This is a genomic window from Providencia sp. 2024EL-00732, from assembly GCF_044006275.1.
Taxonomy (GTDB): domain Bacteria; phylum Pseudomonadota; class Gammaproteobacteria; order Enterobacterales; family Enterobacteriaceae; genus Providencia; species Providencia huashanensis.
This window is the reverse complement of record NZ_JBIPDG010000011.1, coordinates 113607-139549: the sequence shown is the minus strand read 5'-3', so window position 1 is coordinate 139549 and position 25943 is coordinate 113607. Positions and strand designations below refer to the sequence as shown.

Here is a 25943-nt window from a genome sequence, read left to right as displayed (position 1 = left end):
CCTTGTAAGGTGATAAATTAGCCGCAATATCTTTTTATTACTCCTCCGAACTCCTGACAAGCAACTTTCTTTCGATAAACCCGCTACACAAAACTGTGATAGCCGAGACAATGTCAGGAAATTGCTATGTCCAATAATACACAACAAAACGTCATCCCTACTGCAGACTTATCGCCACAAGCGGCACCGGCACGTACACGTAAAGCTCAAAGAGATGCAGCAGAAAACTTTATTAATACAGTTTCTGGTGTATCATTCCCTAACTCTAAACGCATTTATTTACAAGGTTCTAGAGAAGATATCCAAGTCCCTATGAGAGAAATTCAACTCTTTCAAACTTTAATTGGGGGTGATAAAGACAACCCACAATTTGAAGATAACGAACCTGTTCCTATCTATGACACTTCTGGCCCATACGGCGACCCAACTTCTGAGTTAAATGTCCACATAGGCTTAAAAAAAATTCGAGCCCCTTGGATAAACGAGCGAGCAGATACCATTACCGTAGAAAGCTTAAGCTCAGACTTCACACAACAACGCTTAGCAGATGCAGGCCTTGACCATCTCCGCTTTAACAACCGCCCTAAACCATTAAAAGCGCAAAATAATAAATGTGTCACCCAATTACATTATGCGCGCAAAGGGATAATTACCCCAGAAATGGAGTTTATTGCTATTCGTGAAAATATGGGCCGCGAACGTATTCGCGGCGAAGTGTTATTACAACAACACCCTGGACAGGCTTTTGGGGCAAATTTGCCCGAAAATATTACACCTGAGTTTGTCCGCCAAGAAGTGGCGGCTGGTCGAGCAATTATTCCTGCGAATATTAACCACCCAGAATCTGAACCCATGATAATCGGTCGCAACTTCTTAGTTAAAGTGAATGCGAATATCGGTAACTCATCCGTGACTTCATCTATCGAAGAAGAGGTGGAAAAACTGATTTGGTCAACCCGCTGGGGAGCTGATACCGTTATGGACCTATCAACTGGGCGTTATATTCACGAAACTCGCGAATGGATTTTACGCAATAGCCCTGTGCCTATCGGGACGGTTCCTATTTATCAAGCGCTCGAAAAAGTAAATGGTGTAGCTGAAAACCTAACTTGGGAAATGTTCCGCGATACCCTGCTAGAGCAAGCCGAACAAGGTGTTGACTACTTTACCATCCATGCGGGAGTGCTACTACGTTATGTACCAATGACGGCTAAACGCCTTACGGGAATTGTCTCTCGCGGTGGCTCTATCATGGCAAAATGGTGCTTATCTCATCACCAAGAAAACTTCCTATACGAAAACTTCCGCGAAATCTGTGAAATTTGTGCCGCTTATGACGTTTCCTTGTCATTAGGCGATGGCTTACGTCCAGGATCAATCCAAGATGCGAACGACGAAGCACAATTTGCTGAACTTCATACCCTTGGCGAGCTGACCAAAATTGCATGGGAATATGACGTCCAAGTAATGATCGAAGGCCCAGGTCACGTCCCGATGCAAATGATCCGCCGCAACATGACGGAAGAATTGGAACATTGTCACGAAGCCCCATTCTATACCTTAGGGCCACTCACGACAGATATAGCTCCGGGTTACGACCACTTTACCTCGGGTATTGGTGCAGCAATGATCGGCTGGTTTGGCTGTGCGATGCTTTGTTATGTAACACCTAAAGAACACTTAGGATTGCCTAATAAAGACGATGTAAAACAAGGGCTAATCACCTATAAAATTGCCGCCCATGCCGCTGACCTTGCCAAAGGCCATCCCGGAGCACAAATTCGAGATAACGCCATGTCTAAAGCGCGTTTCGAATTCCGTTGGGAAGACCAATTCAATTTAGCACTTGACCCTGAAACCGCACGCAAATACCACGATGAAACCTTGCCACAAGCATCTGGAAAAATTGCGCATTTCTGTTCAATGTGTGGGCCGAAATTCTGCTCAATGAAGATTTCTCAAGAGGTCCGCGACTATGCCGCTAAAAAAGAAGCTGGCATGGAACAAATGTCCGAAGCATTTCGCGCACATGGCAGTGAGCTTTACCATGGTGCTGAAATCGTCAATGCAGAGGTGACTAATAATGAAAAAATCGCCTAGCGCTGTCACTATTCCTAGTACACCTTTTCCAGCTACCGAAAAATACCTCGGGCTTTATCCTGTTGTCGATTCGGTTGAATGGATTGAACGCCTGCTCAATGCAGGTGTTTCCACCATCCAATTGCGCATCAAAGATAAAACTGATGAAGAAGTACGCGATGATATTCAACAAGCAATTGCCTTAGGGAAAAAGCATAACGCCCGGTTATTTATCAATGATTACTGGCAATTAGCCGTTGAATTAGGGGCCTACGGCGTACACTTAGGCCAAGAAGACTTAGAAACCACGGACTTATTGGCAATTCATCAAGCAGGCCTTCGATTAGGCATTTCAACCCATGATGAACATGAACTCACCATCGCAAAATCAGTGCGCCCTTCCTATATTGCGATGGGACATATATTTCCAACACAGACCAAAGAGATGCCATCTTCCCCTCAAGGATTGGAAACATTAAGGCAAATGGTTGCTGCAACACCTGACTACCCAACCGTCGCAATCGGGGGAATTTCTATCGACAGAGTTCCTGCAGTGCTTGCAACCGGCGTCGGTAGTGTTGCCCTCGTGAGCGCAATTACGCTGGCTGACGATTGGTTAGCCGCAACACAGACACTGTTAGATTTAGTTGAAAACAAGCGTTTATATTAATACTTGATAATCATGGAGTTATTGCGATTTTTCGTAATTTCTCCATGATGATAACTCGAAAGGATCTATCATGTTGAGTGACCAAGAATTTATGCGTTACAGCCGCCAGCTCTTACTCGAAGATATCAGCCCTGAAGGTCAGCAAAAGCTCAAAAATAGCAAAGTGCTGATTGTTGGATTAGGGGGATTAGGTTCACCTGCCTCTCTCTATTTAACTGGGGCTGGTGTAGGGGAACTATGGCTAGCCGACCATGATGACTTACATGTATCTAATTTACAAAGGCAGGTTTTATACGATAGTGACGATATTTCGCTATCAAAAGCTCAGTTAGCAGCCAATAGACTCAACCAGCTCAATCCGCTGGTAAAAACACATGTCATAGCCCAACAACTTGATGTTAAAAGCTTAATTCCATTAGCTGAGCAAGTCGATCTTGTCCTTGATTGTTGTGACAATATGGCGACCCGCCATGCAGTCAATGCCGCCTGTGTTATGACAAGTACTCCTCTCGTTAGTGGTAGTGCTGTTGGGTTTGGTGGGCAACTGATGGTGCTCGAACCACCATTTCGTTCAGGCTGTTATGCATGCCTCTACCCTGAACAAAGCGAACCGGAACGTAACTGCCGCACCGCCGGTGTCCTAGGCCCTGTCGTCGGTGTTATTGGCACATTACAAGCATTAGAAGCCATAAAACTCCTTGTCGGCCTTCCTTCCTCTTTGAGCGGTAAGTTGCGGTTATTCGATGGCAAGCAGCAGCTCTGGAACACATTGCAACTCTCTCCATCCTCGCAATGCCCAATCTGTAGGGAGGAAATATGCATATCATAATTAACGACCAACCCATGGATTTTGATGCACCGCTTACGGTCAATCAATTGTTTGCCGCTCTTCAACGACAAACAGCAGGAACCGCACTTGCCATTAACCAAGTGATTATTCCTAAAAGTCAGTGGGATTCTCATGTCATCAATGACCAAGACAATATCTTGTTATTTCAAGCTATCGCTGGGGGCTAATGATGTTAAAAATTGCAGATTTTACTTTTCAATCACGTCTGTTTACTGGAACAGGCAAATTTGCCAGCGCGAGCCTGATGCAAGATGCTATTCAAGCCTCAGGGAGCCAATTAGTGACTATGGCAATGAAACGTATTGATTTACGTGGAAAAAATGATGGTATCTTACAGCCACTTCAAGAACTTGGCGTAAAACTATTACCCAATACCTCCGGAGCAAAAAACGCACAGGAAGCCATTTTTGCCGCACAACTCGCCCGTGAAGCATTAGGCACTAACTGGGTTAAACTCGAAATTCACCCTGATATGCGTTATTTGCTACCAGACCCAATTGAGACCTTATTGGCCGCAGAACAATTAGTTAAAGAAGGCTTCGTCGTTCTACCTTATTGCAGTGCAGATCCCGTACTTTGCCGACGCCTTGAAGAAGTCGGTTGTGCTGCAGTTATGCCGCTAGGTGCACCTATTGGCACCAATAAAGGCTTAGCTACGAAAGAAATGTTACGTATTATTATCGAACAAGCTACTGTGCCTGTTGTAGTAGATGCAGGGATTGGTGCTCCCAGCCATGCGGCAGAAGCTATCGAAATGGGGGCCGACGCGGTCTTAGTCAATACGGCAATTGCTGTCGCTAAACAGCCGGTCTTAATGGCAAAAGCCTTCAAGCTCGCCGTCGAAGCCGCTGAACTTGCTTACCAAAGCGGGTTAGCTGCGCCTCAACAACAGGCTCAAGCATCTAGCCCATTAACCAGTTTCTTGGGAGCATTATCATGATCCCGAGTTTCAAAGAACGCTTAGAAACACTGAATTGGGATGATATTACACTGCGTATTAACAGCAAAACGTCTCATGATGTGGAACGGGCTTTAGCCAATGATATGCTCACACTCGACGACTTTATGGCATTGCTATCGCCTGCTGCGCAGCCTTTCATTGAAACGATGGCGCAAAGAGCACAAATGCTGACTCGTCAACGCTTCGGCCATGCAGTTGGGTTTTACATCCCACTTTATTTATCGAATTTATGTGCAAATGACTGTACTTATTGTGGTTTTTCAATGAGTAATAAAATAAAGCGTAAAACCTTAAATGATAATGAGATAATTAATGAATGCGAAACCATCCGTAAAATTGGCTTTGATAGCTTATTATTAGTCACAGGTGAGCACCAAAATAAAGTCGGAATGGATTATTTTCGTCATACACTTCCAATTATTCGCCAATACTTTAGCTCGTTAATGATGGAAGTACAGCCATTGCACACTGACGAATATAAGGAATTGAAATCATTGGGGCTTGACGGGGTAATGGTCTACCAAGAAACCTACCATGAACCGACCTACCAATTACATCACCTAAAAGGTAAAAAACAGGATTTTCACTGGCGTTTAGCAACACCTGAGCGCTTAGGGGAAGCGGGTATCGATAAAATTGGCTTGGGCGCTTTGATTGGTTTATCAAATAGTTGGCGTACTGACTGTTATATGGTGGCTGAGCATCTACTGTATTTACAACAATATTACTGGCAGAGCCGCTATTCTATCTCATTTCCACGCTTACGCCCTTGTGCGGGGGGAGTAGTCCCAGCATCGATTATGAATGAAGCGGAACTCGTCCAGCTTATCTGCGCCTTTCGCATCCTTGCACCCAATGTAGAGCTATCACTTTCTACACGTGAATCCCCCTACTTCCGTGACCATGTTGTGCCTCTCGCAATTAATAACATAAGTGCTGGCTCGAAAACCCAGCCGGGTGGATATGCGGATACCAAAGAAGAATTGGAACAATTTTCGCCAAATGATAATCGCAGTGCAGCACAAGTCGCGGACGTACTTGTTAAAGCAGGGTTACAACCTGTTTGGAAAGATTGGGATGGTTATTTAGGACGCTAAGTATCATCAGTATTAATGGAAAGCATCCCATTAATACTGATTAATTTTGTTTTTATTCCTAAGCAATTTTATCCCAGTTAATCGTATTTTCTAAAACCAATGCCAATATGATCCCCATTAATAAACCATTTCCTAACAGAGAGCTGAACATAATGGGTAAGGAATCCAGTACAGCTGCGGGCGCTGACATTAAAAATATGCCAATAAAAATAGGTAAGGCAAGACGATAGATGTTGCGTGCGTTCAGTTTTATATCTGCGAGAAATGAAAACGACGAAAAAAGTAAAGGTAGATAAGTCGCTAACATGACCGCACTTCCGATAGCAAGCGGTAATGAACGAAAAAACTGCGTTAATATGGCAACCCCACCAACACAAAATAAGATCAGACTACCGATACAAAAAGAGAGCCGTGAACTGTCTTTGGTTTGCGTAATTAACCCAATGGAGGAAACAAAAGGAGAATAAGGCACTACCCCTATCGGGGCCGACAACATAGTGACCAAACCCGACATAATAAAACTTCGGCGATATAAGGACTTAGTCGGTAATGAATGAGGATAAAACACATCCGTCCCCCGCATAGCCCCAAACGTGTTTGACGTATTTAATATCCCAGCCAAAATAGCTGTGAGTACAATACTGATACTGATTTGATCAGATTTTCCTAATGGAAATAACATCCATTGGGCAGAAGAAACTGATGACACTGTATTACCAAATAGCCCGCTATATGTAACCCAACCAATAATGGTCCCCATTAATAGTGCATACTTACTGATATTCGAAGGCAAATAAATAATCACCCCAATAACAAAAATAAGTACTGCTAATGCCAGAAAGAAAACTGGGTAATTAACTGTAACACTGTCCCCTGCTACACCAAAAGGTAAACCTAGCATCCCTTTTAAGAAAATAGTGACTAACTGGGCCCCAAGTAAAAACATAAATACTACAAGTACCCCAGGTTTAAATAATTTAGCTAGCCAACCACCTACCCCACTTAGACCAATTAAAACAGTCAGTAAGCCAGACAAAAAAATACCAATAGCTAAGCTCCACCCCACCGTCTCAAGCGCTGTTCCTTGCATAGATTCTGATAATGTCACCGTTAAAATAGTTGCCCACCATAACCCTGTAGGACCTTCCATTACAGCGCGTTTATGACCTAAAAAAGTTTGAAGTAGACAGGCTAATGCCGTTAAGAGAAAAGCATATTGCGTGATCACAAATGTGGTCTGTGACGATAAATGGAAAGCGGATTGTAATGTAGGGGGAATAACGACCGTGTTACAAAAAATAAAAAAGAACCATTGAAAACCAGAAATAATATTATTTTTTTTTATGAGGGAATATTGCATATTGGTTCCTTGCTTTATCTTACTTAGCGTACTACTACGTAGTAATATTTAATTTTTTTCTATCTACTTAAGTATTTTCAATGTTATCTATTTGCATCATGACAAAAAAATAGCGCAAGTACCATTAAAATACATTTTAATCTATATATTGAATTTTATGGTCTCTTTATATTAATTAATCAATTTTATTTATTCATTGTTAGGTTATCGATAAATTTACCATAGTATAAATCAAACCACCTTCACGTATTTTTATAATCACATATAAAAACAAGATACTCCTTTTTAGATTACACCTTCTATAATCTTCGTTTTTTTTCGAAAACGAAAATAAGTAATAATACTTAAGTGCATGATTATTATAAAAATAATCTCAATATAAAAAGACGTTCACGATGTAAGGAATTAGCTTTTTGTACTTAATTATTGTTATAAATCAGAATTAACATCTACTTAAAGTTGTATTTATATATTGTAAAATTAACATATAAAATTAACTATATTATTTAAAATATTTTTATTCATTAAGAAGGATGTCTTTATTAATATATTTAAGATAAGTGAATAGGAAATAGTTTGTTAAATATAACATACAATAGAAGGATAGTTATTACGCTTTAATATCAATATATTAACAATAAAACATGAGGGTGAAATAAAGTATCTCATTTTAATTCATTACGCAAATAAAGCCACTATTAATTATCAAATTTATATTGTAACTAGCATTTCTTAAAAAAAATGAACAGGTCTGATATTCAAAACCTCTTTCTTCGTGATAAAAGAATGATGTTGTGAAATCAAATTACAACCGCAGAAAAAACTAATGTAAAACACATTCGATAAAATATCGGAGAATTAAAAGAATGAATATTGTTGATCGGTTTATTTCTTATACAAAAATTAACACCACCACTGACAGGGAAAAGGGCGCAGCTGGGATCATGCCATCTTCAGAAGGACAGCGCGTTCTAGCGAAACAACTTGTTCAAGAGTTAGAGGCTCTTGGCGTTGAAGATATTAAATTGCGAGATACGGCTATTGTTACCGCCACTTTACCTTCCAACCTTGATTATGATGTCCCAACAGTCGCTTTCTTCGGCCACTTAGACACCAGTGCAGAACAAACCAATGACACTAAAGCACAGATTTTGCCATACACTGGCGAAGACCTATGCATGAATAAAGAACTCAATATTTATCTACGTAAGAGTGAGTTCCCTGAACTGGTGAATTACATTGGTGATGACATCATCGTCACCGATGGAACCAGCCTATTAGGCGCTGATGATAAAGCGGCAATAGCCTCTATCATGGATATGCTGCAATATTTCAAACAAAACCCAGAAATCAAACATGGCACCATCAAAATTGGCTTTGTTCCAGATGAAGAACAGGGGCTCCGCGGCGCTAAAGCTTTTGATGTGCAAGAATTTGGGGCGGATTTTGCTTATACATTAGACTGCTGCGGGATAGGTGAATTAGTGTATGAAAATTGGAACGCTGGCGATGCCGAAATTATCTTTACCGGTAAATCAGCACACCCAATGTCTGCAAAAGGTAAATTAATCAATTCACTATTAATGGCGCAGAAGTTTATTGCTATGTTACCAGGCGGTGAAGCACCTGAATATACCGATGGCCGTGAAGGTTATTATTGGGTAAAACAAATGTCAGGTAACAGCGCACGTACTGTCCTAAAAATGGATGTGCGTGATTTTACAGAAGAAGGTTACCGCACCCGTATGGCTTTCTTAAAAAAATTAGCAGAAAGCTGTGAAGGTTTATGGGGTAAAGAGAGCGTTGTTTGTAAATTATCAGACCGTTATTCTAACGTTTATAACAGCTTGCAAGGTGAAAACCGCTACCCGATCGATATCGCCGTTGAGGCGTACCAAGCTTGTGGTATCACGCCTAAAGTGATCCCAATGCGTGGTGGGTATGATGGCGCAGCATTGTCACAAAATGGCTTGCCTTGCCCAAATATTTTCACTGGTGCACATAATTTCCACTCCATCTATGAATATTTGCCAGTAAAATCACTGTATGCTGCAAGTGACGTATTAAAACAAGTCGTACAAATTACTGCTGAGCGCTTCAAACCAGGAGCTAAAGCATGATCCCAATCCTAACGGTTCTGATTATCGTTGTTTTGGTTGCGCGGTTTATTTTGAAGGGATACAAAGCTGAACCAGTATTATTAATTGCTGGTTTAGTATTGATGATATTCACCCTAGCCCTTGGCTGGGGGCCTATCCTCCCTAAAAATGTCACCACCACAGGGATAACTTGGCTCGACCCATTTGAGGTCATGCGTGATTTATTCAGTAGTCGCGCTGCTGATCTCGGTTTAATGATCATGGCATTGATGGGCTTTGCGCACTATATGGACCATATCGGTGCCAATGAAGCGGTAGTGCGTGTTGCAACCAAGCCACTGAAAAATATGCGTTCACCTTATGTACTACTATTTTTCTCTTTCTTGTTGGCGAGTATCTTGCAATTAGCCATTCCATCAGCAACAGGCTTGGCCGTATTGTTAATGGGTACCATGTTCCCAATCATGATTGGCTTGGGGTTATCACCGGCATCTGCGGCTGGGGTTATCGCGACATCCCTTGGTGTTGCCTATACACCAACGGCGATTGATGCTATCCGTGGCGCAAAAGCTGTTGATATGTCTGTCGTTGAATATGTACTTTATTACCAAGGCCCTGCCGCATTAGCAACCGTCCTTGTTGTAGGAATTACACATATATTTTGGCAGCGCCATTGTGACCGTAAACAAGGCTTTGTACCAGAGATTGGAAAAGCGGTACAGTCTCACGAAAAAGAAGAAAACAAAAAATCCGTACCCGGATACTATGCATTTCTTCCTATGTTACCTATCGTGATGGCTGTTGGTACTTCAAACTTATTCTTTAATGGTATTCACTTGGATGTCGTCACAATCGTATTGATTGCTATGGCAATCTGTATGGTGATTGAAACTGCACGAGTCCGTAATTTCAAAATAGTTTGTAATGGCTTCCAAACCTTTTTAAATGGAATGGGCCATGCGTTTAGTAATGTCGTCGGGTTATTAGTTGCGGCTGGTGTTTTTGCTCATGGTATTAAAGTCAGTGGTGCTATAGACCAACTTATCCTTGGTGCAGAATCAGTCGGCTTACCGCCATTTGCAATGGCAATTGTGTTTGCCTTAGTCACTCTTGCTGCAGCAATTATTATGGGTTCAGGTAATGCACCATTCTTAGCATTCGTGGAGTTAATCCCACAAATTGCTCACAGTATGGGCGTTAACCCAATCGCTATGATCCTGCCGATGCAACAGGCTTCTCATATGGGACGTGGTATGTCCCCTGTTGCAGGGGTTATCATTGCGGTTTCCAGTGGAGCTAAACTACAACCTTTCGATGTAGTCAAACGTACTGCTGTACCATTGATGGTCGGGTTTGTTGCCCACTGTGCAATTATAGGTATTTTTTATTAATCACGAAACTTATCAATAATAATGACAAAGCGGGAAAATATTCCCGCTTTTATTTTTTAATAACATAACATTAATGCTGACACTGGCATGGCTCATCATGTTTTGTATCTGAGTCTATTGGGCAACAAGAGTTGATTGTTTTATTGATGATATTGGATAATGTGTTTACCGTATTAATAATTAATGGCAAGTTGTCACACACCGCATCACAACTTAATAAACCTTTATCTGGTTTTACTGGTGGGGTTAAGCTATCGCACAGTATTTCCTGTAAAACCAACGAGAAATTCGCAATTCCTGTGGTGTAAATGTACGCACGCCCGTCGGTTTCTTTGGCGAGTCGTTCATACTCTCTCGTCACGTTATCTCTATCAGCAAGAGTTGGAAAACGATCTAGATTGGTGGGGCTATCGTCTGGCGTACCTTGGTAGGTATATACTTTAATTCCTCTTTCTTGAGCCACTGATATAGCTTCATTATTTTTGGCGATAGCAGCACGAGTGAGAATTCCGCCGCCCCCTTCCATTCCTTCATCACCCAATACAAAGATAGCCCTACGGGCATCATCGCGCCAATCAAAATGTTTACTAATATCAATAACCGCGCGACATAAATCCTCTTTATTTCCAGCGTGATCTCGCCCGTCAGATTCTTTAAACGGCAATCTAGCTTGTAGATCCCTTTCGTTTGCACCTATCTTGATTAAATATTCGCTGGCAGATTGATCAAACTTTGTGTTTGCCCAATTCCCTTCTATGCCTAAAAATGTCGCTCTAAGATGGGATGGACACTTTGCTGATGCCGCTTCAATCGTCGCATCAATCTGTTGACTTAAATCCCCTGCTTCATCAGCCATTGAACCGCTGGTATCAATAATAACGACTAAATCTAAAGCAATAGGGCCGTTACCTGTCACTATTTGTGCTGTATTTTTATTATGCATAATAGATGCTTGGGATGTCTGGATATTCGGTGGGAAAATACTATCTTTACTATTATCTATATTTTTATTCAAAATGATTATCCTATCGTTTATTAATTAATATTTTTATAATTCAAACTTATTAATAATAAATTAAAAGTGAAATTATAAGTTTATCGTCACACATCGGAGATAAACATTATTAATTTATTTCCCTCAATAATCACTTAATTTATAAAATCAGCTTATAGTTAAATTTAACATTCAATATTAAATTTAATTAACGCTATTATTTATAAATAAAAATCAAAATAATAATGCAGCAAGTCATATAGCTACCAATTGAATAATTAAAAATACTATCGGTTGATATTTAATTTATATATAAAAAAACCGATGCACATAAGGCATCGGTTTTTTCTAGAAAACTAAGACTAATAGGTCTTAATTTTTGTCGCTAGTAAAGCCAGCGTTTAACAGTTCAGCTAAGTTCGCTGTTGCTTCATCTGCACTCACTTGTGGAGCTTCCACAACATCATTCAGATGACGGCGACGGATACGGTCTTGGTGATACGCAAAACCAGTACCTGCAGGGATCAGACGTCCAACAATAACGTTTTCTTTCAGACCACGCAGTTCGTCACGTTTACCTGCAACCGCTGCTTCAGTCAGTACGCGTGTTGTTTCTTGGAACGATGCTGCCGAGATAAAGGATTCTGTTGCCAGAGATGCTTTAGTAATACCCAACAGGTCACGAGCATAGTTAGCTGGAATTTTACCTTCAACTTCCAGTTTACGGTTAGAAACTTTAACACGTGAGTACTCAACTTGTTCACCTTCGAGGAATTCTGAACTTCCAGCATCCGCGATGGTAACTTTACGCAGCATCTGACGCACGATAACCTCAATGTGTTTATCGTTTATCTTAACGCCTTGTAAGCGGTAAACTTCCTGAACCTCGTTAGTGATATAACGTGTCACTGCATGAACACCACGCAGACGCAGAATATCATGTGGAGATTCTGGGCCATCGGAAACAACATCACCGCGTTCGACGATCTCACCTTCAAACACGTTGAGCTGACGCCATTTAGGGATCATCTCTTCGTATGGATCACTACCATCTAATGGTGTGATAACCAAACGACGCTTACCTTTGGTTTCTTTACCAAACGAGATAATACCGCTAATTTCAGCCAAGATAGCTGGTTCTTTCGGACGACGAGCTTCAAACAAGTCAGCTACGCGTGGCAGACCACCCGTGATATCTTTTGTACCCACAGATTCTTGTGGAATACGTGCTAAAGTATCACCCGCGCTGATAGCAACACCATCATCTAACTGAACAATCGCTTTACCCGGTAAGAAATACTGAGTTGGCATATCAGTGTTAGGAATAAGAACATCGTTACCTTTTGCGTCAATAACACGCAAAGCAGGACGTAAATCTTTACCACCACTAGTACGTTCAGCGCTATCCAGTACAACGATTGAAGACAGACCAGTTAATTCATCAGTCTGACGCGTCATCGTTTGACCATCAAGCATGTCAGAGAAGCTGATAAAGCCTGAAACTTCACTGACGACTGGCATCGTATGTGGATCCCAGTTAGCAACAGTTTCGCCACCTGTTACCGCAGCGCCATCGCCTTTCGTCAAGTGCGCACCGTAAGGGACTTTATAGCTTTCTTTCGTACGACCGAACTCATCGATCAGGCGAAGTTCTGTATTACGTGAAGTAATAACCAACTTACCTTCTGAGTTAGTAACATATTTCGCGTTAACTAATTTCAGCGTACCTGTGTTACGAACTTGAATGCTAGATTCAGCTGCCGCACGAGATGCCGCACCACCGATGTGGAACGTACGCATCGTCAACTGTGTACCCGGCTCACCGATTGATTGTGCCGCGATAACACCGATAGCTTCACCTTTGTTGATGATATGACCACGAGCAAGGTCACGACCATAACAGTGAGCACACACACCGAAGTCAGTTTCACAACTTACTACTGAACGAACTTTAACGCTGTCGACTGAGTTAGCTTCTAACAAGTCACACAGTTTTTCGTGCAGTAATGTGTTACGTGGAACTAAAATATCCGCAGTACCTGGAACCAGAATGTCTTCTGCAGTCACACGACCCAGTACACGCTCACGCAGTGGTTCTTTCACGTCACCACCCTCGATAACCGGAGTCATCAGGATACCTTCATGAGTACCACAGTCGTCTTCAGTAACAACCAAGTCCTGTGCAACGTCAACTAAACGACGAGTCAAGTAACCGGAGTTCGCTGTTTTCAATGCGGTATCGGCAAGACCTTTACGCGCACCGTGCGTCGAAATAAAGTACTGGAGAACGTTCAGACCTTCACGGAAGTTTGCCGTGATTGGTGTTTCGATGATGGAGCCATCTGGCTTAGCCATCAGACCACGCATACCCGCTAGCTGACGGATCTGAGCAGCAGAACCACGAGCACCGGAGTCGGCCATCATAAAGATACTGTTGAAAGAAACTTGTTGTTCTTCTTCACCATCACGGTTAATAACCGTTTCAGTTGACAAGTTTTCCATCATTGCTTTTGCAACGCGTTCGTTTGCAGCAGCCCAGATATCGATAACTTTGTTATAACGTTCGCCTGCTGTTACCAAACCAGATTGGAACTGTTCTTGAATTTCAGCAACTTCTGCTTCTGCTTCTGCGATGATCCCAGCTTTTTTCTCTGGAATAACCATATCGTCGATACCAACCGATGCACCAGAACGTGCCGCATAGGCAAAACCGGTGTACATGATTTGGTCAGCAAAAATAACGGTTGGCTTCAGACCCAATACGCGGTAGCAGGTGTTCAGCATTTTGGAAATCGCTTTCTTACCGAGTGCTTGGTTAACCAATGCATAAGGCAGACCTTTCGGTACGATCATCCATAAAATTGCACGACCAATCGTGGTATCAACTAAACCAGTATTAATCGTAATGTTACCTTCCGAATCTTTAACTTCTTCAGTGATACGGACTTTAACACGGGCATGCAGTGATGCATGACCTGAACGGTAAACACGCTCAGCTTCTTTAGGGCCGGCTAACACCATGCCTTCGCCTTTCGCGTTTACACAGTCACGAGTCATGTAGTAAAGACCTAATACAACGTCCTGAGAAGGAACGATGATAGGCTCACCACTTGCAGGTGACAGAATGTTGTTTGTTGACATCATCAACGCACGTGCTTCTAACTGAGCTTCCAGAGTTAGAGGAACGTGTACCGCCATTTGGTCACCATCGAAGTCGGCGTTATATGCCGCACAAACGAGTGGGTGCAATTGGATAGCTTTACCTTCGATCAAGATAGGTTCGAAAGCTTGGATACCCAGACGGTGAAGTGTTGGTGCACGGTTCAGCATAACTGGGTGTTCGCGGATAACTTCATCCAAGATATCCCAAACAACGGCTTCTTCGCGCTCAACCATTTTCTTCGCAGCTTTAATGGTTGTTGCCAGACCACGTAATTCTAATTTGCCATAGATAAATGGTTTGAATAACTCAAGTGCCATTTTCTTAGGCAGACCGCACTGATGCAGACGTAAGTATGGACCTACGGTGATAACAGAACGACCTGAGTAGTCAACACGCTTACCAAGTAAGTTCTGACGGAAACGACCTTGTTTACCTTTGATCATATCAGCCAAAGATTTCAGAGGACGTTTGTTAGAACCAGTGATAGCACGACCACGACGACCGTTATCTAACAGAGCATCAACCGCTTCTTGCAACATACGTTTTTCGTTACGTACGATGATGTCTGGCGCAGCCAGATCCAGAAGACGTTTCAGACGGTTATTACGGTTGATTACGCGACGATACAGATCGTTGAGATCGGACGTTGCGAAACGGCCACCATCCAATGGAACTAATGGACGCAGATCAGGTGGTAATACTGGCAGCACATTTAGGATCATCCACTCTGGTTTGTTGCCAGATTGAATAAATGCTTCCAGTAGTTTGATACGCTTAGTCAGCTTTTTACGCTTAGTTTCAGAGTTAGTTTCGTTTAACTCTTCACGCAGCGTTTCACACTCGTTCTCAAGATCGAGGTTTTTCAGCAGGCCTTGGATAGCTTCCGCACCCATTTTCGCATCAAATTCGTCACCGAACTCTTCTAGCGCATCTAAATATTGCTCTTCTGTCAGAATCTGTGCACGCTCAAGGCTAGTCATACCACCTTCAACGACGACATATGATTCAAAGTACAGAACGCGTTCGATATCACGCAGTGGCATATCGAGCAACAAACCGATACGTGATGGCAGTGATTTTAAGAACCAGATATGTGCAGTCGGAGAAGCAAGTTCAATATGACCCATGCGCTCACGACGGACTTTGGTCTGTGTAACTTCAACGCCACACTTCTCACAAATCACACCACGGTGTTTTAAACGTTTGTACTTACCGCACAGACATTCGTAATCTTTTACTGGCCCGAAAATACGTGCACAGAAAAGACCGTCACGCTCAGGTTTGAACGTACGGTAGTTAATGGTTTCTGGCTTTTTCACTTCACCGAATGACCACGAACGGATCATATCAGGTGATGCCAGAGCAATTTTGATCGCATCAAACTCTTCGGTCTTGGTTTGCGCTTTCAGAAACTTTATTAAGTCTTTCACAAAATGGCTCCTGTCGGAGTTAGACCTGTCAGGTGAGTGTTCAAAGCCACTCTCCCCAAATCCCAGTGCTTACATAGGCCGGAAGGCGAGCCCTCCGGCACAAAACGAATTACTCGTCTTCCAGCTCGATGTTGATACCCAGTGAGCGGATTTCTTTCAGCAATACGTTGAAAGATTCCGGCATACCAGGTTCCATCTGATGGCTGCCATCGACGATGTTTTTATACATCTTCGTACGGCCGTTAACGTCATCCGATTTAACTGTAAGCATTTCTTGAAGAGTATAGGCTGCACCGTATGCTTCCAGTGCCCACACTTCCATCTCCCCGAAACGCTGACCACCGAACTGCGCTTTACCACCCAGCGGTTGCTGAGTAACCAAGCTATAAGAACCTGTTGAACGGGCGTGCATCTTATCGTCAACCAAGTGGTTCAGTTTCAGCATGTACATATAACCAACAGTAACTTGACGTTCAAAACGCTCGCCAGTACGACCATCGAATAATGTAATCTGACCTGAAGTTGGTAGACCACCCAATTTCAGTAGTTCTTTGATTTCTTTCTCTTTCGCACCATCAAATACTGGTGTTGCAATTGGCATACCTTTTTTCAGGTTCTCAGCCAAACGCATAACTTCTTCGTCAGAGAAAGTGTTCAAGTCAACTTTCTGGCGCGGGTCATCACCTAAATCGTATGCTTTTTGGATAAACTCACGCAGTTTGGCAACTTCTTCTTGCTGTTTAAGCATAGCATTGATTTTCTCACCAATACCTTTCGCAGCCATCCCTAAGTGGGTTTCCAAAATCTGACCGATGTTCATACGTGATGGTACGCCCAGCGGGTTCAGAACGATATCAACTGGGTTACCGTTTTCATCGTAAGGCATGTCTTCAACTGGGTTGATTTTTGAGATAACACCTTTGTTACCATGGCGACCCGCCATTTTATCACCCGGTTGGATCTGACGTTTAACAGCCAGATAAACCTTAACAATTTTCAGTACACCCGGTGCTAAGTCATCACCTTGAGTAATTTTACGACGTTTCGCATCGAGTTTTTTCTCAAACTCAGATTTCAGTTCATCGTACTGTTCGGCTAACTGTTCTAACTGGTTTTGCTTCTCTTCGTCTGCTAAAGATAGCTCTAACCAACGATCACGAGGCAGTTTATCCAGTTTTTCAGCTTCAATTCCGCCGTTAACCAGTACAGAACGGATACGAGCAAACAGACCTGCTTCAAAAATACGCAGTTCTTCTGTTAAGTCTTTCTTCGCATCACGTAACTGAGTTTCTTCGATCTCTAATGCACGTTTATCTTTCTCTACGCCATCACGAGTAAATACTTGTACGTCAATAACCGTACCAGAAACACCGTTAGGAACACGTAAAGAAGAGTCTTTAACGTCTGATGCTTTTTCACCGAAGATAGCACGTAACAGTTTCTCTTCTGGCGTTAATTGTGTTTCACCTTTAGGTGTCACTTTACCGACCAGAATGTCGCCGCCTTTCACTTCTGCACCGATATAAACGATACCGGATTCGTCAAGTTTAGAAAGTGCAGCTTCACCGACGTTTGGAATATCCGCAGTGATTTCTTCAGGCCCTAATTTAGTGTCACGAGACACACAAGAAAGTTCCTGAATGTGAATAGTTGTGAAACGGTCTTCTTGAACAACACGCTCAGAGACTAAGATGGAGTCTTCGAAGTTATAACCATTCCATGGCATGAATGCCACACGCATGTTTTGACCAAGCGCTAATTCACCGAGGTCTGTTGAAGGACCATCAGCTAACACGTCACCACGTTCAACTGGTTCACCTAAAGATACACAAGGCATCTGGCTAATACAGGTATTTTGGTTCGAACGTGTATATTTGGTCAGGTTATAAATATCGATCCCAGCTTCACCCGGATACATCTCATCTTCGTTAACTTTAATCACGATACGAGAAGCATCAACGTACTGAACTGAACCACCACGTCTTGCAACAGCAGTAACCCCTGAGTCAACCGCTACTGCGCGTTCCATACCTGTACCTACCAACGGTTTGTCAGCACGTAAAGTAGGAACCGCTTGACGTTGCATGTTCGCACCCATCAATGCACGGTTAGCATCATCGTGTTCAAGGAATGGGATCAGTGACGCCCCTACAGAAACAACCTGTTGGGTCGAAACGTCCATATATTCAACTTGTTCACGGCTGAATAAGCTTGATTCACCTTTGTTACGACAAGTGATCAGTTCTTCAACAAAGCTACCATCATCACCTAAAACGGTGTTCGCCTGAGCAATGATAAAGTTGCCTTCTTCGATTGCAGACAGATAGTGAATTTCGTCAGTAACTAAGCCATCACGAACTAAACGGTATGGGGTTTCCAAGAAACCGTACTCATTGGTCTGTGCATAAACAGATAATGAGTTAATCAGACCGATGTTCGGGCCTTCAGGCGTTTCGATTGGACATACACGACCGTAGTGAGTTGGGTGAACGTCACGTACTTCGAAGCCCGCACGCTCACGAGTCAGACCACCTGGACCTAACGCAGAGATACGACGTTTGTGCGTAATTTCAGATAGCGGGTTGTTCTGGTCCATAAATTGGGACAGCTGGCTGGAACCAAAGAACTCTTTAACTGCCGCTGAAATTGGTTTCGCGTTGATCATGTCTTGTGGCATTAATGCATCAAGGTCGCCCAGAGAAAGACGCTCTTTCACTGCACGCTCAACACGAACCAGACCTACACGGAACTGGTTTTCTGCCATCTCACCAACAGAACGAATACGACGGTTACCTAAGTGGTCGATATCATCAACTTCGCCTTTACCGTTACGGATATCGATGAGTTTACGCATAACATCAATGATGTCTTCTTCACTCAAGATACCAGAACCTTCGATTTCTTCGCGGTTCAGTGAACGGTTGAACTTCATGCGGCCTACTGCAGACAAGTCGTAACGGTCTTCAGAGAAGAATAAGTTTTCGAACAAGTTCTCAGCAGCTTCACGTGTTGGTGGCTCACCAGGGCGCATCATACGGTAGATTTCTACCAGTGCACTTAAACGATCATTAGTTGGGTCGACACGAACAGTTTCAGAAATGTAAGCACCGTGGTCTAAGTCATTAGTAAACAATGTTTCGATTGTTTTATGACCTGACTGGCTTAAACGCGCTAACATATCTAAAGAAAGTTCCATGTTCGCTGCACAAATCAGCTCACCAGTACTTTCATCAATGTAGTCTCTTGCAACAACTTTACCTGCAATATATTCAACAGGTACTTCGATGTTACTAACTTCTTCTTTTTCTAACTGACGAATATGACGTGCTGTGATACGGCGGCCTTTTTCTACATAGACTTTACCGTTCGCTTCGATATCAAAAGAAGCTGTTTCACCACGTAAACGCTCAGGAACTAGCGTCATCATCAGTTTGTTATCGCGGATTTGGAAGACAGTTTTTTCGAAGAACAGATTTAAGATATCTTCAGTACTGTAATCCATTGCACGTAGAATAATGGTCGCTGGTAATTTACGGCGACGGTCAATACGTACAAATAGGTTATCTTTCGGGTCAAATTCGAAATCAAGCCATGAACCACGGTAAGGGATAATACGTGCGTTATATAGCACTTTACCTGAAGAGTGTGTTTTACCTTTATCGCTGTCAAAGAATACACCAGGGCTACGGTGTAACTGAGAAACGATAACACGCTCAGTACCGTTGATAACGAAAGTTCCGTTTTCAGTCATGAGTGGAATTTCACCCATGTAGACTTCTTGTTCTTTGATGTCTTTAACTGTACCTTCTGGCGCTTCACGCTCATAAACGATGAGACGTAATTTCACTCGTAAAGGTGCAGAGTAAGTTACACCGCGAATTTGACATTCTTTAACATCAAAAACAGGCTCGCCTAAACGATAGCTGACATATTGTAGTTCAGCATTACCGCTATAGCTCTGAATTGGAAACACAGAACGGAAAGCTGCTTCTAGCCCATTCTGGCCATCTGGATCTTGCTCGATAAACTTCTGGAACGAGTCAAGTTGGATAGAAAGGAGATATGGTATGTCCAAAACTTGTGGACGTTTACCAAAGTCCTTACGAATACGTTTTTTCTCGGTATAGGAGTAAACCATAGGTTTCCTCAGCTCGTTGATCAGTGACCCAAGTGGTTAGCTCTTTTAGTAAGAGTCTGAACCGCAACGCGTTTTTTATTAGAAACGGAAAATGAATACTTTCCTTAATACTCATTGCTATTACTCTTAAATCATTTCATTGCGTTACATTTGCTACCGAGCTACCCGAGCGGGTCGTAGCTAAGAACACAGTATATTAAGTCGTCAATAGAAAGAAGTATTGGAGGGTTGTTGTTAACATTAAAACTGCGTGAAAAGCTGTTAACACCCATCACGCTTTACAGCGCAAAAAGGCTGGTGATTAAAAAATCACCAGCCGTCAGCCTAAATAAACTAGGCTGCGTTCTTAAAGTTAAACTTATTTAAGTTCAACAGAAGCGCCTGCTTCTTCAAGAGCTTTCTTCAGAGTTTCAGCTTCGTCTTTGCTTGCGCCTTCTTTGATAGTCGCTGGAGCTGATTCTACCATGTCTTTAGCTTCTTTCAGGCCAAGACCAGTTGCGCCACGAACTGCTTTGATGACTGCAACTTTGTTGCCGCCAATACCAGTCAGAACAACATCAAACTCAGTTTTTTCTTCAGCAGCTTCAGCAGCAGCACCTGGTGCAGCAGCAACAGCAGCAGCAGCAGAAACGCCGAATTTTTCTTCCATCATAGTAATCAGTTCAACAACGTCCATTACAGACATTTCTGCAACTGCATCAAGGATTTGGTCTTTAGTGATAGACATAACAAGTGTTCCTAAAATTCAGAAATAGTTTATACGTTAAAAAGCAACGAAGGAAAGGGCTTATGCAGCTTCTTTCTGATCGCGCAGAGCAGCCAGAGTACGAACCAGTTTGCCGGCAGCGGCTTCTTTCATGGTTGCCATCAGGCGTGCGATTGCTTCTTCGTAAGTTGGGAGAGTTGCCAGACGATCGATATCTTTCGCTTGGATTAACTCACCTTCAAAGGCCGCAGCTTTAATCTCAAATGCTGGATTCGCTTTCGCGAACTCTTTGAACAGACGAGCAGCAGCGCCCGGATGTTCGTTAGAGAAAGCAATTAAGGTTGGACCAACAAACGCGTCTTTCAGTACATCATAAGAAGTACCTTCAACAGCACGGCGGATCAGTGTATTACGAACAACACGGATATAAACGCCAGCTTCGCGACCTGCTTTACGCAGTTCAGTCATTTTTGCTACAGTTACGCCGCGTGAATCAGCAACAACTGCAGAAAGCGCGCCTTTGGCTACTTCGCTGACTTCAGCAACAATCGCTTGTTTGTCTTGAAGATTTAGTGCCATTAGCTTCTTGCTCCTGGATTAACCGGGAAACCCCCGGGACTCACATCACTCAGACACAACATGTGTTTGAGCGCTAAAACACGGTGAGCAGAATCCAGAATAAAATTCTAGGTATCTCTGTCACCGTCTACGCAGGCAAATTAAGTAGCTATTAATAACTAATAAACTACACCTGCGGTCTTGGACGGGGTCTGGAAAGGCCAGACTCCATACCGAAATTCGTGGTTTGTTGAGCATATTTCCATACCCAACAAACTCAAGGCGTCAAATTCTATACAAAATTGACGCAAAGGTAAAGCCTAATTACCAATTAGCCAAAGCTATGGAAATTAAACTGTCGCTGATAAACCAGCTTGGTCAACAGCAACACCTGCACCCATCGTCGTAGACAGGCTAACTTTCTTGATGAAAACACCTTTAGCTGAAGCTGGTTTTGCTTTTTTCAGAGCAACCAACAGAGCTTCTAAGTTTTCTTTCAGTTTGTCAGCATCGAAATCAACTTTACCGATAGTGGTGTGGATGATTCCGTTTTTGTCATTACGGTAACGAACCTGACCTGCTTTAGCATTGTTAACTGCTTCAGCAACGTTTGGTGTTACAGTACCAACTTTCGGGTTTGGCATCAGACCACGTGGGCCTAAAACTTGACCTAATTGGCCAACAACGCGCATTGCATCTGGAGATGCGATAACAACGTCGAAGTCCATTTCACCAGCTTTGATTTTATCAGCCAGATCTTCCATACCAACCAGTTCAGCACCTGCAGCTTTAGCAGCTTCAGCGTTTGCGCCCTGTGCAAATACAGCAACGCGAACTGAACGGCCAGTACCGTGTGGCAGTACAGTAGCACCGCGAACGTTTTGGTCAGATTTACGAGCATCGATGCCCAGGTTGATAGCTACGTCAACGCTTTCTACGAATTTAGCAGTTGCTAATTCTTTCAGCAGTGCAACGGCTTCGTTGATGTCGTACTGTTTAGTTGCATCAACTTTCTCACGGATATTGCGCATGCGCTTAGTCAGTTTAGCCATTGTCTTAGTCCTCCACTACCAGGCCCATGGAACGAGCAGTACCTTCGATTGAACGCATCATTGCGTCAATATCAGCACCAGTCATGTCCGCAGCTTTAGTTTCAGCGATTTCGCGAATCTGAGCAGAGGTCACTTTACCAACTTTGTCTTTGTTAGGCTTGCCTGAACCAGACTTAACGCCAGCTGCTTTTTTCAGCAGAACTGCTGCAGGTGGAGTTTTGGTAACGAAAGTGAAAGAACGGTCTGCATAAACAGTAATAACAACAGGAATTGGTAAACCTTTTTCTAGGCTGTCTGTTTTTGCGTTGAACGCTTTACAGAATTCCATGATGTTAACACCTTGTTGACCCAGAGCTGGACCAACTGGTGGACTTGGGTTCGCCATACCAGCTGCAACTTGCAGCTTAACGTAGGCTTGAACTTTCTTAGCCATGATATTTCCTCTAGATGGGTGATAGCGCCTTACGATTTGCAAGGCTCCCCGTTACATTAAACATGCCCCGCCCTATATTAAGCCAGTTAAGAGGCTAAATTGGCAAAGCATAAAAACAAAAGGCGCGAAATTGTAGTCAAATTTCACGCCTTTTGCAAGTCAGTTTTGTCGTTTAGATTAGGCTTTTTCGACTTGGCCAAAATCCAATTCGACTGGAGTTGCACGACCAAAGATAGAAACAGAGACTTTTAAGCGGCTCTTTTCATAATCGATTTCTTCAACAACACCGTTAAAGTCAGCAAATGGACCTTCACTAACGCGAACCATTTCACCAGGTTCAAACAGTGTTTTCGGACGTGGCTTATCACCAACTTGTTGTAAGCGGTTCATGATCGCATCAACTTCTTTATCGCTAATAGGTGCAGGTCGATCTGACGTTCCACCAATGAACCCCATTACACGTGGTACACTACGTACTAAGTGCCAAGAGTCATCGTTCATGACCATTTGGACTAAGACATAGCCTGGGAAGAATTTACGTTCACTCTTACGGCGCTGACCGCTACGGATTTCAACAACCTCTTCTGTTGGAACCATAACTTCGCCAAAAGAATCTTCCATAGCATGTAATTTGATATGTTCACGTAAAGACTGTGCTACGCGACCTTCAAAACCAGAGAATGCCTGAATGACATACCAGCGCTTTTTAGGTGAATCGGACATTTAGAATAACCTCAGGCTTGTAATAAATGAAACTAAACGCACCAGGATACCATCTAATCCCCACAGTATTAATGACATAACCGCCGTTACTGCGGCAACAATCAATGTAGTTTGTAATGTTTCCTGGCGAGTAGGCCAAATGACTTTTCTCATCTCAATGCGAGCTTCGCGCGCAAACGCCAGTGTTGCTTTACCTTTTGCAGTCCATAAAGCGACAGCACCCGCAATAGCGACAACAGCCACGACCGCAAAAGCACGCAGGGCGAGATTATATTGACGGAAGTAATAGTTGCCGACAATAGCAATTATTAATAGGGCACAGACAATTACCCATTTGAAGATGTCTGCACTGCGTCCACTTCCTTGAGCTTCGCTATTCGCACTCATAATTCAACCTGTTACCATGAAGTATGTACAAAGCCAGCTTGTTTACAAAGGTAAAACAAGCAAGCCAAACCAATAGAATATGCCAACATATCCCCCAAATACTACCAACTCAACCTGTAGCACCTGATAAGGATATCAATAACATCACCTGCGAGTTAAAGGCGATTAGCCTTGTTTAATGGAGTTAAATTAGCGCTATTGGTTCTGCAAATACGACTAAATGCAGTCACATTCTATTTCGCAAGTACTATTTGTTGGCCAGTACTATCCATTTCACAAGTGCTATCCATTCCGCAGGAATTTCAGCATGCTCAGCAAATTTTTCAACCACACCAATAGGAAAATAACCTTCTTTTTTGTGGCAGCGGTAAAATATACCATATCTTCTGAGCAAAACCTTAATAAATCTCATATAACTGCGTAAAGTAAACAACGCAGTTACCAATTTATTGTTTCAAATCGTTGTTTCAGAGCCTATCTCACCAATAATTATATAAACGATTGATGAGATAGGTTCTTAATTTTGCAACGTATAAAAAGGACGTCTAATAGACGCCCTTTTTTACTAAAGTAGTTCTTTCTTATTCAGAAAGAGCGGTATTATGCAATGATTTTTGCAACAACACCCGCACCTACAGTACGGCCACCTTCACGGATTGCGAAACGTAAACCGTCGTCCATCGCGATTGGGTGGATCAGGGTAACGATCATGTTGATGTTATCACCTGGCATTACCATTTCTACGCCTTCTGGCAGTTCGATAGTACCTGTTACGTCAGTTGTACGGAAGTAGAACTGTGGACGGTAACCTTTGAAGAATGGAGTGTGACGACCACCTTCATCTTTGCTCAGAATATAAACTTCTGATTCGAACTGAGTATGTGGCTTGATTGAACCTGGTTTAGCCAATACTTGACCACGTTGAATTTCTTCACGTTTTGTACCACGTAACAGAACACCAACGTTCTCACCTGCACGACCTTCGTCAAGCAGTTTACGGAACATTTCAACACCAGTACAGGTAGTTTTTACAGTGTCTTGGATACCAACGATTTCAACTTCTTCACCAACTTTGATGATACCACGCTCAACACGGCCTGTTACTACTGTACCACGACCTGAGATTGAGAATACGTCTTCGATTGGCAGCAGGAATGGCTTGTCAATTGCACGCTCTGGCTCTGGGATGTAAGAATCCAAGTAACCTGCTAATTCAACAATTTTCGCTTCCCACTCTGGGTTGCCTTCCAGCGCTTTCAGAGCTGAACCACGAACAACTGGAGTGTCGTCGCCTGGGAAATCGTATTGAGACAGAAGTTCACGAACTTCCATTTCAACTAATTCTAACAGCTCTTCGTCGTCTACCATGTCACATTTGTTCAGGAAAACGATGATGTATGGAACACCAACCTGACGACCTAACAGGATGTGCTCACGAGTTTGTGGCATTGGGCCATCTGTCGCAGCAACAACCAGGATTGCACCGTCCATCTGAGCAGCACCAGTGATCATGTTTTTAACATAGTCGGCGTGTCCTGGGCAGTCTACGTGTGCGTAGTGGCGAGTTGGAGTATCGTACTCTACGTGAGAAGTAGAGATGGTGATACCACGCGCTTTTTCTTCTGGTGCGTTATCGATTTGATCGAATGCACGCGCTGCGCCGCCGTAAGTTTTAGCCAGAACAGTAGTGATAGCTGCTGTCAGAGTAGTTTTACCATGGTCAACGTGGCCGATAGTACCAACGTTAACGTGCGGTTTTGAACGTTCAAATTTTTCTTTAGACACGACTCTATTCCTTATGGAGTTCCCTCTTCACTATAAAGAAGGAACTTAAATTAAAGTAGTTAATCGA

19 protein-coding genes are annotated in these 25943 nt (G+C 42.9%); 8 read left to right on the top strand and 11 right to left on the bottom strand.

What is annotated here, in order from left to right:
• The first annotated feature begins 126 nt into the window (after positions 1-126).
• The 6 genes from thiC (at position 127) to thiH (ending at position 5657) form a co-directional block, all read left to right on the top strand.
• On the top strand, positions 127-2100 hold the full coding sequence (thiC, locus tag ACHB7C_RS16505) for a phosphomethylpyrimidine synthase ThiC (RefSeq protein WP_395347912.1): 1974 nt from the start codon (positions 127-129) through the stop codon (positions 2098-2100).
• On the top strand, positions 2084-2749 hold the full coding sequence (thiE, locus tag ACHB7C_RS16500; RefSeq protein WP_042849031.1) for a thiamine phosphate synthase: 666 nt from the start codon (positions 2084-2086) through the stop codon (positions 2747-2749). The genes thiC and thiE overlap by 17 nt, the downstream gene beginning before the upstream one ends.
• A 70-nt stretch (positions 2750-2819) precedes the next feature.
• Positions 2820-3578, top strand: coding sequence for a HesA/MoeB/ThiF family protein (locus ACHB7C_RS16495; RefSeq protein ID WP_042849032.1), 759 nt, complete (start codon positions 2820-2822; stop codon positions 3576-3578).
• Positions 3566-3766, top strand: coding sequence for a sulfur carrier protein ThiS (thiS, locus tag ACHB7C_RS16490; protein WP_048605395.1), 201 nt, complete (start codon positions 3566-3568; stop codon positions 3764-3766). The genes ACHB7C_RS16495 and thiS overlap by 13 nt, the downstream gene beginning before the upstream one ends.
• Positions 3767-3768: 2 nt before the next feature.
• Complete coding sequence (locus tag ACHB7C_RS16485; protein WP_042849034.1) at positions 3769-4539, top strand: thiazole synthase; 771 nt, start codon at positions 3769-3771, stop codon at positions 4537-4539.
• Entirely contained in the window at positions 4536-5657 is a 1122-nt protein-coding gene (thiH, locus tag ACHB7C_RS16480; RefSeq protein ID WP_395347909.1) for a 2-iminoacetate synthase ThiH, read from the top strand. The genes ACHB7C_RS16485 and thiH overlap by 4 nt, the downstream gene beginning before the upstream one ends.
• A gap of 58 nt (positions 5658-5715) precedes the next feature.
• Here the strand turns inward: thiH and ACHB7C_RS16475 are convergent, their stop codons facing one another.
• Positions 5716-7017 (bottom strand): uracil/xanthine transporter, encoded by a 1302-nt coding sequence (locus tag ACHB7C_RS16475; RefSeq protein WP_129467290.1) that lies wholly within the window; start codon positions 7015-7017, stop codon positions 5716-5718.
• A gap of 866 nt (positions 7018-7883) precedes the next feature.
• On the opposite strand from ACHB7C_RS16475, the gene pepT reads away from it, so the two are divergent.
• Both pepT and dcuC read left to right on the top strand, forming a co-directional pair.
• Positions 7884-9137, top strand: a complete 1254-nt coding sequence (pepT, locus tag ACHB7C_RS16470) for a peptidase T (RefSeq protein ID WP_042849037.1) — start codon at positions 7884-7886, stop codon at positions 9135-9137.
• Positions 9134-10507 carry a C4-dicarboxylate transporter DcuC gene (gene dcuC, locus ACHB7C_RS16465; protein ID WP_129467291.1) on the top strand — a complete coding sequence of 458 codons (1374 nt, stop codon included), beginning with the start codon at positions 9134-9136 and terminating at the stop codon, positions 10505-10507. Before pepT ends, dcuC begins: the two co-directional genes overlap by 4 nt.
• 70 nt (positions 10508-10577) lie before the next feature.
• Here the strand turns inward: dcuC and ACHB7C_RS16460 are convergent, their stop codons facing one another.
• The 10 genes from ACHB7C_RS16460 to tuf all read right to left on the bottom strand — a co-directional run bounded on the left by ACHB7C_RS16460 (position 10578) and on the right by tuf (position 25876).
• Positions 10578-11450, bottom strand: coding sequence for a VWA domain-containing protein (locus tag ACHB7C_RS16460; RefSeq protein WP_226619214.1), 873 nt, complete (start codon positions 11448-11450; stop codon positions 10578-10580).
• Between the two features lie 423 nt (positions 11451-11873).
• Entirely contained in the window at positions 11874-16094 is a 4221-nt protein-coding gene (rpoC, locus tag ACHB7C_RS16455; protein ID WP_042849041.1) for a DNA-directed RNA polymerase subunit beta', read from the bottom strand.
• A 109-nt stretch (positions 16095-16203) separates the two neighbouring features.
• On the bottom strand, positions 16204-20232 hold the full coding sequence (gene rpoB / locus ACHB7C_RS16450) for a DNA-directed RNA polymerase subunit beta (protein WP_042849042.1): 4029 nt from the start codon (positions 20230-20232) through the stop codon (positions 16204-16206).
• A 358-nt stretch (positions 20233-20590) separates the two neighbouring features.
• Positions 20591-20959, bottom strand: coding sequence for a 50S ribosomal protein L7/L12 (gene rplL, locus ACHB7C_RS16445; RefSeq protein WP_042849043.1), 369 nt, complete (start codon positions 20957-20959; stop codon positions 20591-20593).
• A 60-nt stretch (positions 20960-21019) separates the two neighbouring features.
• Complete coding sequence (rplJ, locus tag ACHB7C_RS16440) at positions 21020-21517, bottom strand: 50S ribosomal protein L10 (protein WP_042849044.1); 498 nt, start codon at positions 21515-21517, stop codon at positions 21020-21022.
• Between the two features lie 329 nt (positions 21518-21846).
• Complete coding sequence (gene rplA, locus ACHB7C_RS16435) at positions 21847-22548, bottom strand: 50S ribosomal protein L1 (protein ID WP_042849045.1); 702 nt, start codon at positions 22546-22548, stop codon at positions 21847-21849.
• 4 nt (positions 22549-22552) lie between these two features.
• A complete protein-coding gene (rplK, locus tag ACHB7C_RS16430) occupies positions 22553-22981 on the bottom strand; it encodes a 50S ribosomal protein L11 (protein ID WP_042849046.1) in 429 nt (142 codons plus the stop codon).
• Between the two features lie 177 nt (positions 22982-23158).
• Positions 23159-23704 (bottom strand): transcription termination/antitermination protein NusG, encoded by a 546-nt coding sequence (nusG, locus tag ACHB7C_RS16425; RefSeq protein WP_004264378.1) that lies wholly within the window; start codon positions 23702-23704, stop codon positions 23159-23161.
• Positions 23705-24091, bottom strand: a complete 387-nt coding sequence (gene secE, locus ACHB7C_RS16420) for a preprotein translocase subunit SecE (RefSeq protein WP_042849047.1) — start codon at positions 24089-24091, stop codon at positions 23705-23707.
• Positions 24092-24691: 600 nt separating this feature from the next.
• Entirely contained in the window at positions 24692-25876 is a 1185-nt protein-coding gene (gene tuf / locus ACHB7C_RS16415; protein ID WP_166686806.1) for an elongation factor Tu, read from the bottom strand.
• Between the last annotated feature and the right edge of the window lie 67 nt (positions 25877-25943).